Annotated in this window: 15 protein-coding genes; 10 read left to right on the top strand and 5 right to left on the bottom strand. The window is 62.1% G+C overall.

From position 1 onward, the window contains the following. The first annotated feature begins 62 nt into the window (after window positions 1-62). Window positions 63-656 (top strand): phosphoheptose isomerase, encoded by a 594-nt coding sequence (locus tag C5P05_RS16565; protein ID WP_114970973.1) that lies wholly within the window; start codon window positions 63-65, stop codon window positions 654-656. Beyond that, window positions 657-1,292 (top strand): BON domain-containing protein, encoded by a 636-nt coding sequence (locus tag C5P05_RS16560; protein WP_114970955.1) that lies wholly within the window; start codon window positions 657-659, stop codon window positions 1,290-1,292. A 99-nt stretch (window positions 1,293-1,391) separates the two neighbouring features. On the opposite strand, the gene C5P05_RS16555 is transcribed toward C5P05_RS16560, so the two are convergent. The 4 genes from C5P05_RS16555 to C5P05_RS16540 are packed head-to-tail and all read right to left on the bottom strand — an operon-like array spanning window position 1,392 to window position 5,235. Further along, window positions 1,392-2,336: an NAD(P)-dependent oxidoreductase gene (locus C5P05_RS16555; protein WP_232834534.1), complete on the bottom strand. Its 945-nt coding sequence runs from the start codon at window positions 2,334-2,336 to the stop codon at window positions 1,392-1,394. A gap of 26 nt (window positions 2,337-2,362) precedes the next feature. After that, a complete protein-coding gene (locus tag C5P05_RS16550) occupies window positions 2,363-3,499 on the bottom strand; it encodes a PilT/PilU family type 4a pilus ATPase (protein WP_114970953.1) in 1,137 nt (378 codons plus the stop codon). A 21-nt stretch (window positions 3,500-3,520) separates the two neighbouring features. Then, a complete protein-coding gene (locus tag C5P05_RS16545) occupies window positions 3,521-4,150 on the bottom strand; it encodes a Crp/Fnr family transcriptional regulator (protein ID WP_114970952.1) in 630 nt (209 codons plus the stop codon). Window positions 4,151-4,191: 41 nt separating this feature from the next. Further along, entirely contained in the window at window positions 4,192-5,235 is a 1,044-nt protein-coding gene (locus C5P05_RS16540; RefSeq protein ID WP_114970951.1) for a type IV pilus twitching motility protein PilT, read from the bottom strand. A 35-nt stretch (window positions 5,236-5,270) separates the two neighbouring features. On the opposite strand from C5P05_RS16540, the gene C5P05_RS16535 reads away from it, so the two are divergent. Continuing rightward, window positions 5,271-5,963: a YggS family pyridoxal phosphate-dependent enzyme gene (locus C5P05_RS16535; RefSeq protein WP_114970950.1), complete on the top strand. Its 693-nt coding sequence runs from the start codon at window positions 5,271-5,273 to the stop codon at window positions 5,961-5,963. A 10-nt stretch (window positions 5,964-5,973) separates the two neighbouring features. Here the strand turns inward: C5P05_RS16535 and C5P05_RS16530 are convergent, their stop codons facing one another. Next, window positions 5,974-6,963 (bottom strand): LacI family DNA-binding transcriptional regulator, encoded by a 990-nt coding sequence (locus C5P05_RS16530; RefSeq protein ID WP_114970972.1) that lies wholly within the window; start codon window positions 6,961-6,963, stop codon window positions 5,974-5,976. Between the two features lie 209 nt (window positions 6,964-7,172). On the opposite strand from C5P05_RS16530, the gene C5P05_RS16525 reads away from it, so the two are divergent. The 7 genes from C5P05_RS16525 to C5P05_RS16495 all read left to right on the top strand — a co-directional run bounded on the left by C5P05_RS16525 (window position 7,173) and on the right by C5P05_RS16495 (window position 14,339). Continuing rightward, window positions 7,173-8,441 carry an ABC transporter substrate-binding protein gene (locus tag C5P05_RS16525; RefSeq protein ID WP_114970949.1) on the top strand — a complete coding sequence of 423 codons (1,269 nt, stop codon included), beginning with the start codon at window positions 7,173-7,175 and terminating at the stop codon, window positions 8,439-8,441. Window positions 8,442-8,457: 16 nt separating this feature from the next. Beyond that, the gene (locus C5P05_RS16520; RefSeq protein WP_232834533.1) at window positions 8,458-9,348 is read left to right on the top strand and encodes a carbohydrate ABC transporter permease; all 891 of its coding nucleotides are present in this window, start codon (window positions 8,458-8,460) and stop codon (window positions 9,346-9,348) included. Beyond that, window positions 9,341-10,204: a carbohydrate ABC transporter permease gene (locus tag C5P05_RS16515; RefSeq protein WP_114970948.1), complete on the top strand. Its 864-nt coding sequence runs from the start codon at window positions 9,341-9,343 to the stop codon at window positions 10,202-10,204. The genes C5P05_RS16520 and C5P05_RS16515 overlap by 8 nt, the downstream gene beginning before the upstream one ends. A 5-nt stretch (window positions 10,205-10,209) precedes the next feature. Further along, window positions 10,210-11,304 (top strand): ABC transporter ATP-binding protein, encoded by a 1,095-nt coding sequence (locus C5P05_RS16510; protein ID WP_114970947.1) that lies wholly within the window; start codon window positions 10,210-10,212, stop codon window positions 11,302-11,304. 66 nt (window positions 11,305-11,370) lie between these two features. Then, window positions 11,371-12,138: a sugar phosphate isomerase/epimerase family protein gene (locus C5P05_RS16505; protein WP_114970946.1), complete on the top strand. Its 768-nt coding sequence runs from the start codon at window positions 11,371-11,373 to the stop codon at window positions 12,136-12,138. Between the two features lie 12 nt (window positions 12,139-12,150). Beyond that, window positions 12,151-13,284, top strand: coding sequence for a Gfo/Idh/MocA family protein (locus C5P05_RS16500; RefSeq protein ID WP_114970945.1), 1,134 nt, complete (start codon window positions 12,151-12,153; stop codon window positions 13,282-13,284). Then, on the top strand, window positions 13,281-14,339 hold the full coding sequence (locus C5P05_RS16495; RefSeq protein ID WP_114970944.1) for a sugar phosphate isomerase/epimerase family protein: 1,059 nt from the start codon (window positions 13,281-13,283) through the stop codon (window positions 14,337-14,339). The genes C5P05_RS16500 and C5P05_RS16495 overlap by 4 nt, the downstream gene beginning before the upstream one ends. The last annotated feature ends 6 nt before the right edge of the window (window positions 14,340-14,345 follow it).

Genomic DNA, 14,345 nt, shown 5'->3' with positions numbered 1-14,345 from the left:
GCGTTCATCTGCGCCCGGGCGATGTACAGTTTGATACATATGACGCAGGTATCATCGGGCCCATGCTTGAACAACGTATTCAACAACACTTTATTGACAGCGCCGACCTGAAGTACCAGTCCGCGCAATCCTTAAGCAAACCCATTGCGGCGGCCGTGCAGGCCATGCTGACTTGCGTGACCAGCGGGGGCAAAGTGCTGGCTTGCGGCAACGGCGGCTCGGCCGCTGACGCACAGCATTTCGCCGCCGAGTTCGTGGGGCGCTACGAGCGTGAGCGGCCCGAACTGGCGGCCATTTCGCTCACCACGGACAGCTCCATCATCACGGCGATTGCCAACGATTACGATTTCAACGTCATTTTTTCACGGCAGGTGCGCGCCTTGGGTCAGCCCGGCGACGTGTTGCTGGCCATTTCTACCAGCGGCAATTCCGCCAATGTGCTGGCCGCCATTGAGGCCGCGCATGAGCGCGAGATGGTGGTGGTGGGCCTGACCGGGCGCGGGGGGGGCAAGATGGCCCAGGCGCTGCGAGATACCGACGTGCACATCTGTGTGCCCAATGAACGCACGGCCCGCATTCAGGAGGTCCATATTCTGGCCCTGCACTGCATTTGTGACGCGGTGGATGCCCAGTTACTCGGAGATCAGGAAATCTAAATGAAATTTGCAACTCAAAAACTCGTGACGATGCTGGCATTGAGCGCCTGTGTGGGCGTTGGCCTCGGCGCTTGTGCGCCCATCATGGTGGGTGGCGCCGTGATGAGTTCGTTGGTGGCAACCGATCGCCGTACTGCGGGCACCCAGCTCGAAGACGAGGGGATTGAACTGCGCGCGGCCAGTGGCGTGCGCGCCAATCTGGGTGACCGCGCTCGTGTCAACTTCACCAGCTACAACCGCCAGGTGCTGTTGACCGGGGAGGTGGCCAATGCACAGGACAAGCAACTGGTGGAGCAGGTCGTGTCCCGGGTTGAGAATGTGCGTGCCGTTGTCAATGAGCTCGGCATTCAGGACAGCCCTTCATTCACCCAGCGCTCGTCGGATGCGCTGGTGACCGGCATGGTCAAGGCCAATATGGTGGACGCCAAGGATTTGTTTGCCAACAGCTTTAAAGTCACGACAGAGCGTGGCATCACGTATTTGATGGGGCGCGTGACCCAGCGCGAAGCCAACCGCGCCACCGACATCGCTCGTGGCACCAAGGGTGTCCAAAAAGTGGTTCGCGTGCTGGAAATCATCAGCGAAGAAGAGTTGCAGGGCATGCAGTCCAAGCCCGCCTCCGCCGAAGCCAAATAGTAGCCGTGGCACTGGGCAATTTTCCGACGGGCCGCCCCTAGGTTCTGAGCCGCTTGGCGGTCAGCCCCGCGAGGGAAAATTGGCCCCTCGGGGGGCGAATTACTTCAGCCGCTTGATCAGGCTGGAGGTGTCCCAGCGCTGACCGCCCATGTGCTGCACGTCGGCATAGAACTGGTCCACCAGGGCGGTGACCGGCAGGCGCGCACCGTTGCGCTTGGCTTCATCCAGCACCAGCCCCAAGTCCTTGCGCATCCAGTCCACGGCAAAGCCAAAATCGAACTTATTCGCCACCATGGTTTTGCCGCGGTTGTCGAGCTGCCAGCTCTGCGCGGCGCCCTTACCAATCACGTCAAGAACCTGGTTCATGTCCAGCCCGGCACATTGGCCAAAGGCAATGGCTTCGCTCAAACCCTGTACCAGGCCGGCAATACAGATCTGATTCACCATCTTGGCCAGCTGGCCCGCGCCGCTTGCACCCAGTAGCGTGAAGGCCCTGGAAAACGCCAGGGCCACCGGCTGCGCCGCGTCAAAAGCCGTTTGATCGCCGCCGCACATCACAGTCAGCAGGCCATTTTGTGCACCCGCCTGGCCCCCCGACACCGGAGCGTCGACAAAGTGGAGCCCGAGGTTCTTCGCGGCGGTGTACAACTCGCGCGCGACGCTGGCCGATGCGGTGGTGTGATCCACAAACGTGGCGCCCAGCGCCATGCCGGCAAAGGCGCCGTCCGCGCCGAGGGTGACGCTGCGCAGATCGTCGTCGTTGCCGACGCAGCAAAAAACGAGCTCCGCCTGCTGCGCGGCGAGGCGCGGTGTCAGTGCGTGGTTTGCAGCATGTTTTGAGCCGCTAGCCCCCGTAAATTCTGCGCACCAAGCTATTGATTTGGTAGCAGTCCGGTTGTACACGGTGACCTGGTGGCCGGCCCGCGCCAGGTGCCCGGCCATGGGGTAACCCATCACGCCCAGACCCAGAAAGGCAACGCGACGCGCGGGCGTGGGTTCGTAGGATTTCGGGCTGATGCTGCTGGTGGTGTTCATAGGGCTCATGGTGTTGGCGTGGACGCTGGTCTTGTTTAAACGATGGCGAAGTTTTCGGTGCCAGCGCTGAGGTCCTGGGTTCTGCCACGCTGGCTGTTGAGTTTGATCTGCAGGCGCAGGTCGTTGACCGAGTCCGCATTGCGCAGGGCGTCTTCGTAAGTGATCAGGTTAGTCTCATAGGCGTCAAACAAGGCTTGGTCAAAGGTCTGCATGCCCAGGTTGCGGCTCTTCTTCATGATCTCCTTGATCTCGGAGACTTCCCCCTTGAAGATCATGTCGGAAACCAGCGGCGTATTGAGCATGATCTCGACGACGGCGGTGCGGCCCTTGCCGTTCTGCATGGGGATCAGTCGCTGTGACACCATCGCTTTGAGGTTGAGCGACAAGTCCATCAGGAGTTGCGATCGCCGCTCTTCCGGAAAGAAATTGATGATGCGGTCCAGCGCCTGGTTGGCGCTGTTGGCATGCAGGGTGGCCAGGCACAGATGCCCGGTCTCGGAAAAAGCCACCGCGTGTTCCATGGTTTCGCGGTCGCGGATTTCGCCCATCAAGATCACGTCGGGGGCCTGGCGCAAGGTGTTTTTCAGGGCCGCGCCCCAGCTGTCGGTGTCGACGCCCACTTCGCGCTGCATCACCACGCAGTTCTTGTGTGCATGCACGAACTCAATCGGGTCTTCAATGGTGATGATGTGACCGAATGAATTGTCATTGCGCCAGTCCACCATCGCCGCCAGCGTCGTTGATTTGCCGGAACCGGTGGCGCCCACCAGAATGCACAGGCCGCGCTTGGCGGTCGCCACATCCTTGAGTACCTGGGGCACGCCCAAGCCATCGATGGTGGGCACGCTCAGCGGAATGACGCGCAACACCATGCCGACCTTGCCCTGCTGCATGAAGGCGTTGACGCGAAAGCGCCCGACGCCTGGCGGCGAGATGGCAAAGTTGCACTCCTTGGTGCGCTCAAACTCGGCCACCTGCTTGTCGTTCATGACCGCGCGCGTCAGCGCCAGCGTGTGGGCCGCGTTGAGCGGCTGCGGCGATACCTTGGTGACCTTGCCGTCAACCTTGACGGCGGGCGGGAAATCAGCCGTGATGAATAGATCGCTGCCGTTGCGGGCGACCATCAGTTTGAGCAGGTCGTTGACGAACTTGGTGGCTTGATCGCGTTCCATGGCGTGTGATGCTTTCTGAAATCATTTGTTGTCGCTGAGCCGGGCGCTGACGACGCGCAGGCGCAGCGACAGTTTTCGGGCCAGCAGGGCGATGAAGCTGGCTGCCAGCGCCGGGTTGGCGGTCAGCATCTCGTCCATCGCGTCTGCCCTGAGAATGGCGATGTCGCAAGGGCTCAGCGTGGTGCAGCTCGAAAACCGCATACCACTGTCAAGCAGCGACATCTCACCCAGAATTTCGCCGGGTGCGGCTTCGGCGAGGCGCAGGCGCTCACCCCAAGGCTGCACGCGATCAACCGCAATGCTGCCGCTTAGCAACACGATCATGAAGTTGCTGTATTCATCCTGGCGGATGATGTCGCGGTTGGCGGCCACCGTGGCGAATTCAAAGAACTGCTCCATGTGCCCGATAGCCGCTTGGTCCAACTGGTGCATGTACTTGTCCTTGGACCACAGACCCTGCAGCAGCTTGGTGCCACGGCCGGCGCTCAATTTGGCCGCCCCGACCTCCACCGCCCGTGCCTCCCAGGGGACCAATAGTCTGGCGTCCACGCCTAGTCCGGCAAAAGCCGTGGTGAACAGCAGGGAATCATGGGGCTCGTCATTCGGCACCGGCCTGAGCTTGTTGCGGAGAAGTCCGAGGATTCCTTTCATGGCGCGCTCCAATAAGTAGGCTGGGACAACTGGGCTCGGGGTCAGCCAGGAAAGTTTTCGGGAATCTTGGCTTTGGAGCGCGCCTCCGAGGGGCTGATGATGTTGCGCTTGACCAGATCGGTCAGGTTCTGGTCCAGCGTCTGCATGCCCACGCTGTTGCCGGTCTGGATGCTGGAGTACATCTGCGCCACCTTGGCCTCGCGGATCAAGTTGCGGATAGCGCTGGTGCCGAGCATGATTTCGTGCGCCGCCACCCGGCCCTGGCCGTCTTTGGTCTTGCACAGGGTCTGTGAGATCACGGCCTGCAGCGATTCGGACAACATGGCGCGGACCATCTCTTTTTCTTCCGCCGGGAACACGTCGATGATCCGGTCGATGGTCTTGGCGGCACTCGACGTGTGCAGCGTGCCGAACACCAGGTGGCCGGTTTCCGCAGCGGTCATGGCCAGGCGGATGGTTTCCAGGTCGCGCATTTCGCCCACCAGAATGGCATCCGGATCTTCCCGCAGCGCCGAGCGCAGGGCGGCGGCAAAGCTCAGCGTGTGCGGCCCGACCTCGCGCTGGTTGACCAGGCATTTCTTGGACTCGTGCACGAACTCGATCGGATCTTCCACCGTCAGAATGTGGCCGAACTCGGTCTCGTTGAGAAAGTTGACCATGGCGGCCAGCGTGGTGGACTTGCCCGAGCCGGTGGGGCCGGTCACCAGCACCATGCCGCGCGGCTTCAAGGCCAGGTCGGCAAAGATCTTGGGCGCGTTCAATTGCTCCAGCGTCAGGATCTTGCTGGGAATCGTCCGGAATACGGCGCCGGCGCCGCGCTGGTGGTTGAAGGCATTGACCCGAAAGCGCGCCAGCCCTTCGATCTCGAACGAAAAGTCGATCTCCAGAAACTCCTCATACATCTTGCGCTGCGTGTCATTCATGATGTCGTACACCATGGCATGCACCAGCTTGTGGTCCAGCGGCTCGACGTTGATGCGCCGTACATCGCCGTGGACACGAATCATGGGCGGCAAGCCGGCCGAGAGGTGCAAGTCAGACGCCTTGTTTTTGACGCTAAAGGCCAGCAGTTGGGTGATGTCCAAGAAGTTCCCGATCGTTTGTTACGCTTGCGGCAATTATGACCATGATTCAGACCAATCTAGAAACCGTTCGTGCCCGCGTGACCGCCGCCTGCCTGGCCGCCGGACGGACCCCCGGCGACGTCGCCCTGCTGGCGGTTTCCAAAACCTTCGACGCGCCGGCCGTGGAAGAAGCCCATGCCGCCGGTCAAACGGCTTTTGGCGAGAACTACATCCAGGAAGCCGTGCAAAAGATCAGCCAGTTGCGCCACTTGCCCTTGCAGTGGCACTGCATCGGCCCGATCCAGAGCAACAAGACGCGGCTCGTGGCCGAGAATTTTGACTGGGTGCACACGGTCGATCGCTTGAAAATAGCCCAGCGGCTGAGCGAGCAACGCCCACCGGGTTTGCCGCCGTTGCAAGTGTGCATCCAGGTCAACGTGGACGGCGGCGACACCAAATCCGGCGTGGAACCGCAGGAGGCGCTGGCGCTGGCACAACAGGTGGCGGCCTTGCCTCATCTGCGCTTGCGCGGCATCATGAGCATTCCCGAGCCTGCTCCTGATTTTGTAGCCTCTTGCGCAGTATTCATGAAGGCTAGAGCCCTATTTGATGCTTTAAATGCAGCCGGTCTGGCACTCGACACCCTGTCGATGGGCATGAGCGCCGATCTGGAGGCCGCCATCCATGCGGGCAGCACGATGGTGCGCGTGGGCAGTGCCATCTTTGGCGGGCGCCCCCGGCCCGCCTGACACTGGACGACTAGGCCGACTCCCGCAGGGCCAAGGTGTAGGGGAGGATGCGCGAAGCCGGCGTGCCGCCCGACAAGCGGCTCAGCAGGAGCTCGACCGCCACAGCGCCAAGGGCCTGCATGGGTTGGGCGATGGTTGTCAAGCCGGGCTCGAACACTTCGGCGATCGGAATGTCATCAAAGCCGACGACGGCAATGTCGTCAGGCACCCGCATGCCGGCACGTCGAAAGGCCTTGATGGCACCAATGGCCAGCATGTCGGACACGGCGAACACCGCCGTCGGGGGCTGTGCCGTCGCCAGCAGGGCGGCGGCGGCCTGACTGCCCCCCAGGTAGCTCGTGACACCCGCCATACGGACAAGTTCCGGGCGCAATTCCAGGCCAGCCCGGTGCAAGGCCAGCTCGTAGCCCTCGCGTCGCTGACGCGCATAAAGAAAGCGCTCGTCACTGTTGATGAGTGCAATGCGGCTGTGGCCCCGGTTAATGAGGTATTGCACGGCATCGCACGCCGCCTGCCGATGGTCAATGCTGACGTAGGGCACATCGGACCCCGGCAGGAATTCCGAACAGTTGACCCAGGGTTTTCGTCGCGCCGTGTCGACCATCGTGCTCTCGTTGGTGATCGGCACCATGTTGATGACGCCGTCGGTCAGGCTGTACAGCGCCTCCAGGGAGCCGTCATCGTGACGCCATGACTCCTCCAGATCAACCGGTAGCAGCGTGTAGCCGCTCTGCCTGGCCACCGTGGCAGCACCGCTGACGATCTCGGCATAGTAGGGATTCGCAAAATCGGGCACCAGCACGAGCAGCAGGCGGCTCTGTCCCGTACTCAGGCTGCGACCAAAGGCATTGGCCCGGTAACCCAGGCGCTTGATGCTGTCTTCGACACGCCTGCGGGTTTCGGGTGAAACCGGCTTGGTGCCGTTGATCACGCGCGACACCGTCGCCGCAGATACGCCGGCCAGTTTGGCGACCGCGTCAATAGAGGGGAGATCGTTCATGAATAGGCAATCAATGTTCGCTTTGCTGAAGGATGCCGGCTGCAAGTCCATGCGACTTGTTTCATTTTAAGGCCTTGGGAAATGGCTTTCCCATATTTTGTAACTTTTCTCGATACATAGGGTAATTGCTAGGTACTAATAACGGGAAAGCGCTTACATTTCTATTGGCATTAGAACTTCAACACACCGCATACCCTGAAGGAGACAAGATGGCTACCTCTTTGAACCGCGTCTTTTCGCGCAACGTACTCAGCACCGCTGTCATGACTGCGGCAAGCTGTTGGGCCCTGGTGTCGCCGGCTTTGGCGGCCGAGTCGGTCGAGGTCATTCACTGGTGGACCAGTGGTGGCGAGACGGCCGCGGTGGGCAAGTTCAAGGAAGCCTTTACGGCCAAGGGCTTTGAATGGAAGGATCTGGCGGTCGGGGGTGCTGATAACCAGCGCATGTTGCTCAAGGCGCGGGTCGGCAAGGGCAGTTCGCCCGACGCGGCACAAATCAATTCGGATGTGCGGGCTTACGCCGCTGACCGCTCCAATCTGGCCAATCTGGATGCGCTGGCGGCCAAAGAGGGCTGGGACAGCGTTTTGCCAGCCCCCGTTTTGCGCTACGCCAAGATGGGCGGCTCCACTTACGTCGCCGTTCCGATCAATGTGCATCGGCAAAACGTCATGTGGATCAATGCGGCAGCCTTGAAAAAAATCGGTGCGAGTGCGCCGCCCGCGACTTGGGAAGAGTTTTTTGCCATGGCCGACAAGGCCAAGGCGGCCGGCATGATTCCCCTGGCGATGGGGGAAGACACATGGGTCAACTTCTTCTTCTACACGGTGGCGTACAGCACGATGCCGCCGGACGGTTTTCGCAAGGCGTTTTACGACGCGGACGAGACAGCTCTGAAGAGCCCCGGCATGTTGCGCGCCTTTGAAATCTTCCGCAAATCCCGCTCGTATGTGGACCGCAGCGCGTCCACCCGCAAGTGGAACGAGGCCACGCAAATGGTGATCCAGGGCAAGGCGTTCGCGCAGGTCATGGGGGACTGGGCCAAGGGTGAATTTGTCCAGGCCGGCAAGAAGCCCAACGAAGACTACCTGTGCGCGTCCGTACCCGGCACGGCCAATGGCCACCTGTTCAATTCAGACGCATTTATGTTCTTCAAGCACGGCAAAGAGTCCGCAGCGCAATTGGCGCTGGCGCAAACTCTCATGAACAAGGAGGCCCAGCAGGCGTTCAGTTTGCTCAAGGGCTCGGTGCCGGTGCGCACGGATGCGGATGTCTCCAAATTTGACGAATGCTCCAAGAAGTCCTATGCCGACTTCGTATCGGCGGGCAAAAGCGGCACCTTGGCTGCGGCGCCCAACATGATCCAGAGCCCGGCCAGAATTGCCGCCTGGCGCGACGTTTTCCTGGCCTTCTGGAATGACGAGGGTATGACGGCCCAGCAAGGGGCTGACAAACTGGTTGCCGCGGCCAAAGCGAACTAGCCTGCATCCGGCCTGTATGAACCTGTCCAAGTTCGCGATGCGCTCCGAGAGTTGGTTGCCCAAGCTCTTGATCTCGCCGGCCTTTGTGGTCAGCGTGCTGTTTTTTTACGGCCTGACGGCTTGGGTGGTGATGGTCTCCTTTACCGGCTCGGAAGGGCTGTTCCAGATGTCCTGGGTGGGGTTCAAGCAGTATCAACGCCTTTGGGCAGACGACAACTGGTTCCGCTCGCTGTGGAACTTGTTGATGTACGCGCCCGTGGTGGTGGCCGTGCCCATGGCCCTGGGTTGCTTTCTGGCGATCCTGCTGGACCAGAAGATCCGTTTTGAGGGCGGCTTTCGCACCCTCTATCTGTACCCGCTGGCACTTTCCTGGGTGGTGGCGGGCACGATCTGGCGCTGGCTGCTGTCGCCGGAGTTCGGCATCGAGGCGTGGTTGCACGGCCTGGGCTTTGTCGATGCCCGCTTTGACTGGATTGTGCAGCCCAATCGGTCCATTTTTGCCCTGGCCCTGGTGGCGGTCTGGCACTCCACCGGCTTTGTGATGGCTATGTTCATTGCCGGCCTGCGGGGTGTGGACGACTCGGTGTTCCGGGCGGCCATGATTGACGGCGCCAGCCTGCCCCGGATTTACTGGAGCATCGTCTTGCCCACCCTGCGTCCCACGGTGTTCAGCGCGGCGCTGATTCTCTTGCCGGCGGCCTTGAAGACCTTTGACCTGGTGGTGGTCATCACCCAGGGTGGCCCTGGCCAATCGAGCGTGTTGCCGGCCTTTTACATGTTTGACCGCTTCTTCCGACGCGACCAAATGGCGCTGGGTGCCGCGTCCGGCTCCATCATTTTGATGATGTGCGTCGCCATTGCCTTGCCCTACATCCTGGGTGAAATGAAAAGGCAACGTCATGATTGACCGCAAATTCTGGACCTGGTCGCGTCTGGCCATCTATGCGACCTTGCTGCTGGCGCTGGTGTTCTTTGCCCTGCCGGCCTGGTTTGCCTTGATCAACTCGTTCAAGCCCCTGCAGGAAATCCAGGCCGGCAATGTGCTGGGCCTGCCCAGCCGCGTCACTTTTGCGCCCTGGATCGAAGCCTGGGCGACCGCTTGCACCGGCGGCTCCACATGCGCCGGCATGTCGCGCTATTTCCTCAACTCATTGATCGTGGTGATTCCCGCGACCCTGATCTCTACCGGCTGGGGTTGTTTCAATGGCTATCTGCTCGCCAAGTGGCGCTTTCGCGGTAGCGACGCGGTGTTGGTGTTGCTGATGTTCGGCACCTTTGTTCCCGCCGGTCTCTTTTTGCTGCCGCTGTCGATCATTTTCGACCGCGTCGGTCTGTCGCACTCCTTGCTGGGGCTGGTGGTGGTGCACACGATTTACAGCGTGCCGATTGCCCTCTTTTTCCGCAACTATTTCGTCGGTTTTCCGGGCGAGCTCATCAAAGCGGCGCGCATTGACGGCGCCGGACTGCTGGTGATTTTCTGGCGCGTCGTGCTGCCCACGGCAAAACCCATTCTGGTGGTGGTGTCCATCATGCAGTTCACCGCCGTCTGGAATGACTTCCTGTTTGCCCTGGTGCTGGCCCCATCCGACCAGCAATTGGTCACCGTGGGGCTGAACAATTTGACCAATGTGCAGGAAGACGTGCCGCACCACAACACCTACATGGCCGCCGCCCTCATCGCTGCCATTCCCACGGTGTTGATCTACATCGTGGCCGGCAAATATTTCGTACGGGGCTTGATATCCGGCGCCGTCAAAGGTTGAACAACATGGCAAAACTCAGCATACGCAACGTCCACAAGCACTTTCTGGTGGTGCCCGTTCTCAAAGGCATCAACATCGATATTGAAGACGGTGAATTCCTGATTCTGGTCGGGCCCTCCGGCTGCGGCAAATCCACCCTGCTCAACATGATTGCCGGGCTGGACAGCACGACCGAAGGCGAGATCGTGATCGGCGACCGGGTCGTGAACGACGTCAGCCCCAAGGACCGCGACATTGCGATGGTGTTCCAGTCCTATGCGCTGTACCCGAGCATGACGGTGCGCGAGAACATCGAGTTCTCCATGAAGATGCGCAAGGTGCCCAAGGCGCAGCGCGACGAGGTGGTGGCGCGGGTGGCCAAGACGCTGCAGATGGACCAATTGCTCGATAGGCGGCCGGCCCAGCTCTCCGGCGGCCAGCGCCAGCGCGTGGCCATGGGGCGGGCGCTGGCGCGCAATCCGGCAGTGTTCCTGTTTGACGAGCCGCTGTCCAATCTGGATGCCAAGCTGCGCGTCGAAATGCGCGCCGAGATCAAGGCCTTGCATCAGCGTCTGAAAACCACGGTGGTCTACGTCACGCACGACCAGGTGGAGGCCATGACCCTGGGTGACCGGATTGCCGTGATGAAGGATGGCATGGTGCAGCAGTTCGGCACGCCCGAAGACATTTATGAGCGACCCAGCAACCTCTACGTGGCGAGCTTCATGGGCTCGCCCAGTATGAGTTTGTTGCGGGTTCACCTGAAAAGCCGCAATGGCAACCATGCTGTTTCGTTCCAGACCTCCGAAGGGGAGGTCACGGTGGATCTGGGTGTGGCCCACAACCGGGCCTGGGACGGTCGCGAGGTCATCATGGGCGTGCGCGCCGAGCACTTCAAGCCGGCGCAGGCCGACGACGCGGGTGCGTTTCAGATCCGGGTCGACCTGGCCGAGCCCACCGGCGCCGACACCTTTGTCTACACGCAGATCAACGGGAATCGGGTCGCACTGCGCTTGCCGCCCAAGCCCCTGCGCCCGGTGGGAAGCACCTGCTGGGTCACGCTCGACACGACGGTGGTCAATCTGTTTGATAGCACGACGGAGCAGCGCCTGACGGTGTGAAGCGGCCGGTGTCGAAAGCCTTTCTTTCCTACTTCCTTCTGTTTCTTTTTCTTTTGGAGAACGTCCATGAACACGACTAAACCCTTGCCCATTTCGATCCAGCTCTACAGTCTGCGCAATATCGAAGGCCTGGACCAGCAGCTGGATGTGGTGCAGGCCGCGGGCTATCGCCATGTCGAGCTGATCGGCTCGCATCTGGACGACGCCGCCAGCACGAAAGCCAAACTCGATGCCCGCGGCCTGACGCCCTCGTCCAGCCATGTCGGCATGGCGGCCCTGCGGGACAAGCCCGAGGCGATTGCCGCGGCCTGCCAGTTGCTCGGCATCCACCAGCTGTTCATGCCCTCGGTACCGCCAGCCGAGCGAGACAGCCCGGCCGAGTACTGGGCGGCCCTGGGGCGCGAACTGGGGCAGCTGGCGCTGAGCTTCAAGGCGCAGGGCATTGACCTGGGCTACCACAACCACCATTGGGAATTGCAGCGCAAGGCCGATGGCCGCACCGCGCTGGAGTGGCTGTTTGAAGGCGCGCAAGACACGCCCTTGACCTGGCAGGCCGACGTCGCCTGGCTGGTGCGCGGCGGCGTGGGCCCGGCGGAGTGGTTGCACCGCTACCGGGATCGCGTGGTGTCGGCCCATGCCAAGGACCTGGCGCCCAACGGCGAGAAACTCGATGAGGACGGCTGGGCCGATGTCGGCAGCGGCGTGCTGGACTGGCAGGTGCTGGCCCAGGTTTGCCGTGAGGCCGGCGCGCGGTGGCTGGTGGCCGAGCACGACAAGCCCAATGACCCGGTGCGCTTCACGCGTGCCAGCTACAACTTCCTGAGCTCGCTGTAAGGAGTCCCCCACATGAACCCCATTTCCATCGGCGTCATCGGCTGCGGCAACATCAGCGATGCCTACTTCGGCGGCGCGGCCCGCTCCAAGCTCGTGCGCGTCAAGGCCTGCGCTGACCTGAACCACGCGGCGGCCCAAGCCAAGGCCGCGCAATATGGCGTCGCTGCGGTCTCGGTCGAGCAACTGCTGGCCGATCCCGAGATCAGCATCGTCATCAACCTCACTATCCCGCAGGCCCATGCACCGGTGGCCTTGCAGGTCCTTGACGCCGGCAAGCACGTCTATCTGGAAAAGCCGCTGGCCGCCACGCTGAAAGAGGCGCGCACGGTGATGGCGCGTGCCGAGGCCCAGGGGCTGCGCGTCGGCTGTGCGCCAGACACCTTCTTCGGTGCGGCGCACCAGGCCTGTCGCCGGGTGCTGGACCGCGGTCTGATCGGCAAGCCGGTTGGTGGCTCGGTCGCGGTGCTCTCGCATGGCATGGAGAGCTGGCACCCGAACCCGGAGTTCTTTTTCAAGCCGGGTGGCGGCCCGATTCTGGACATGGGGCCTTACTACATTGCCCAACTGGTGAATCTGCTCGGACCGGTGGCCCGCGTGGTGGCCTGCACCAGCATCGGCAATGCCACGCGCACCGTCACCAGCGAGCCGCTGAACGGCCAGCTGATTCAGGTCGAGGTGCCGACCACCATGAACGGCGTGCTGGAGTTCGTCAGCGGCGCGAATGTGGCCATGAGCGCCTCGTGGGACGTGTGGGCGCACAAGCGGTCGTTCATCGAGATTTATGGCACCGAGGGCAGTCTGCTGGGCGTGAATCCCAATTTCTTCGGTGGCGTGCCCATGGTCTGCAAGCCGAACGAAGACTGGCAGCCGGTGGATATTTCGGCCCATCCCTTCGGTCAGGACAACCGCGCCTTGCGCAGTGGCGCGCAGGTGGCGGACTACCGCATCGTCGGTTTGCTGGACATGGCGGCGGCCATCCGCCAGGGCCGGGCCCACCGCGCCAGCGGTGCGCTGGCGCTGCATGTGCTGGAGGTCCTGGAAGCCTTTGAGCGCTCCTCGATCACGGGTGCGCACATCACCATGGAAAGCAGCTGCGCGCAATCCGACGCCGTGCCCCTGGGGGCCGGGGAAGAGGTGTTCGCATGAAAACGATCCAAGGGCCGGGCATTTTCCTGGCGCAGTTCGCCGGGGATGCCGCGCCATTCAACAGTCTGCCGGCCATTGCCGAATGGGCGGCGTTACTCGGCTACCGCGCGGTGCAAATCCCAACCTGGGACGCGCGTCTGTTCAACCTGGCGCGGGCCGCCGAGAGCCAGACTTATTGCGATGAAATCCTTGGCGCCCTGGCCGCGCACGGCCTGGTGATCAGTGAGCTGTCCACGCACTTGCAGGGCCAACTGGTGGCGGTGCATCCGACCTACGACCCGCTGTTTGATGGCTTTGCCGCGCAACAGGTGCGCGGCGACCGCGCCGCCCGCAGTGCCTGGGCCGCCGGGCAGCTCAAGCTCGCGGCCAAGGCCTCGCAGCGCCTGGGCCTGCGTGCGCACGCCACCTTTTCGGGCGCGCTGGCCTGGCCCTACCTCTACCCCTGGCCGCAACGCCCGGCCGGTCTGGTGGAAGAGGCTTTTGCCGAGCTGGCGCGGCGCTGGCGCCCGCTGCTGGATGCCTTCGATGAGGCGGGGGTCGACGTCTGCTACGAATTGCATCCCGGGGAAGACCTGTTCGACGGCGTCACCTTCGAGCGCTTTCTGGCGGCGGTGGGTAACCATCCCCGCGCCAACATCCTGTACGACCCCAGCCATTTCGTGCTGCAGCAGCTCGATTACCTGCAGTTCATTGACATTTACCACCAGCGCATCAAGGCCTTTCACGTCAAGGATGGCGAGTTTCATGCCAGCGGACGTCAGGGTGTGTATGGCGGCTTCAATGACTGGGCCGATCGGGCCGGGCGCTTTCGTTCTCTGGGCGACGGGCAGGTGGACTTTGGCGGCATCTTCTCCAAGATGGCGCAATACGACTTTGAGGGCTGGGCCGTGCTGGAATGGGAGTGCTGCCTGAAACACCCGGAGGACGGGGCACGCGAAGGGGCCGAGTTCATCAAGCGCCACATCATCCGGGTGGCGGACCGTGCGTTCGACGATTTTGCCGGCGCCGGCATCGAACGCCAGGCCTTGCGCGGCCTGCTCGGTCTGGACAACTAGCAACAT

The sequence above is a fragment of the Rhodoferax ferrireducens genome (assembly GCF_003347515.1).
In the GTDB taxonomy this organism is placed as follows: domain Bacteria; phylum Pseudomonadota; class Gammaproteobacteria; order Burkholderiales; family Burkholderiaceae_C; genus Rhodoferax.
This window is presented reverse-complemented; position numbering and strand designations above follow the sequence as displayed.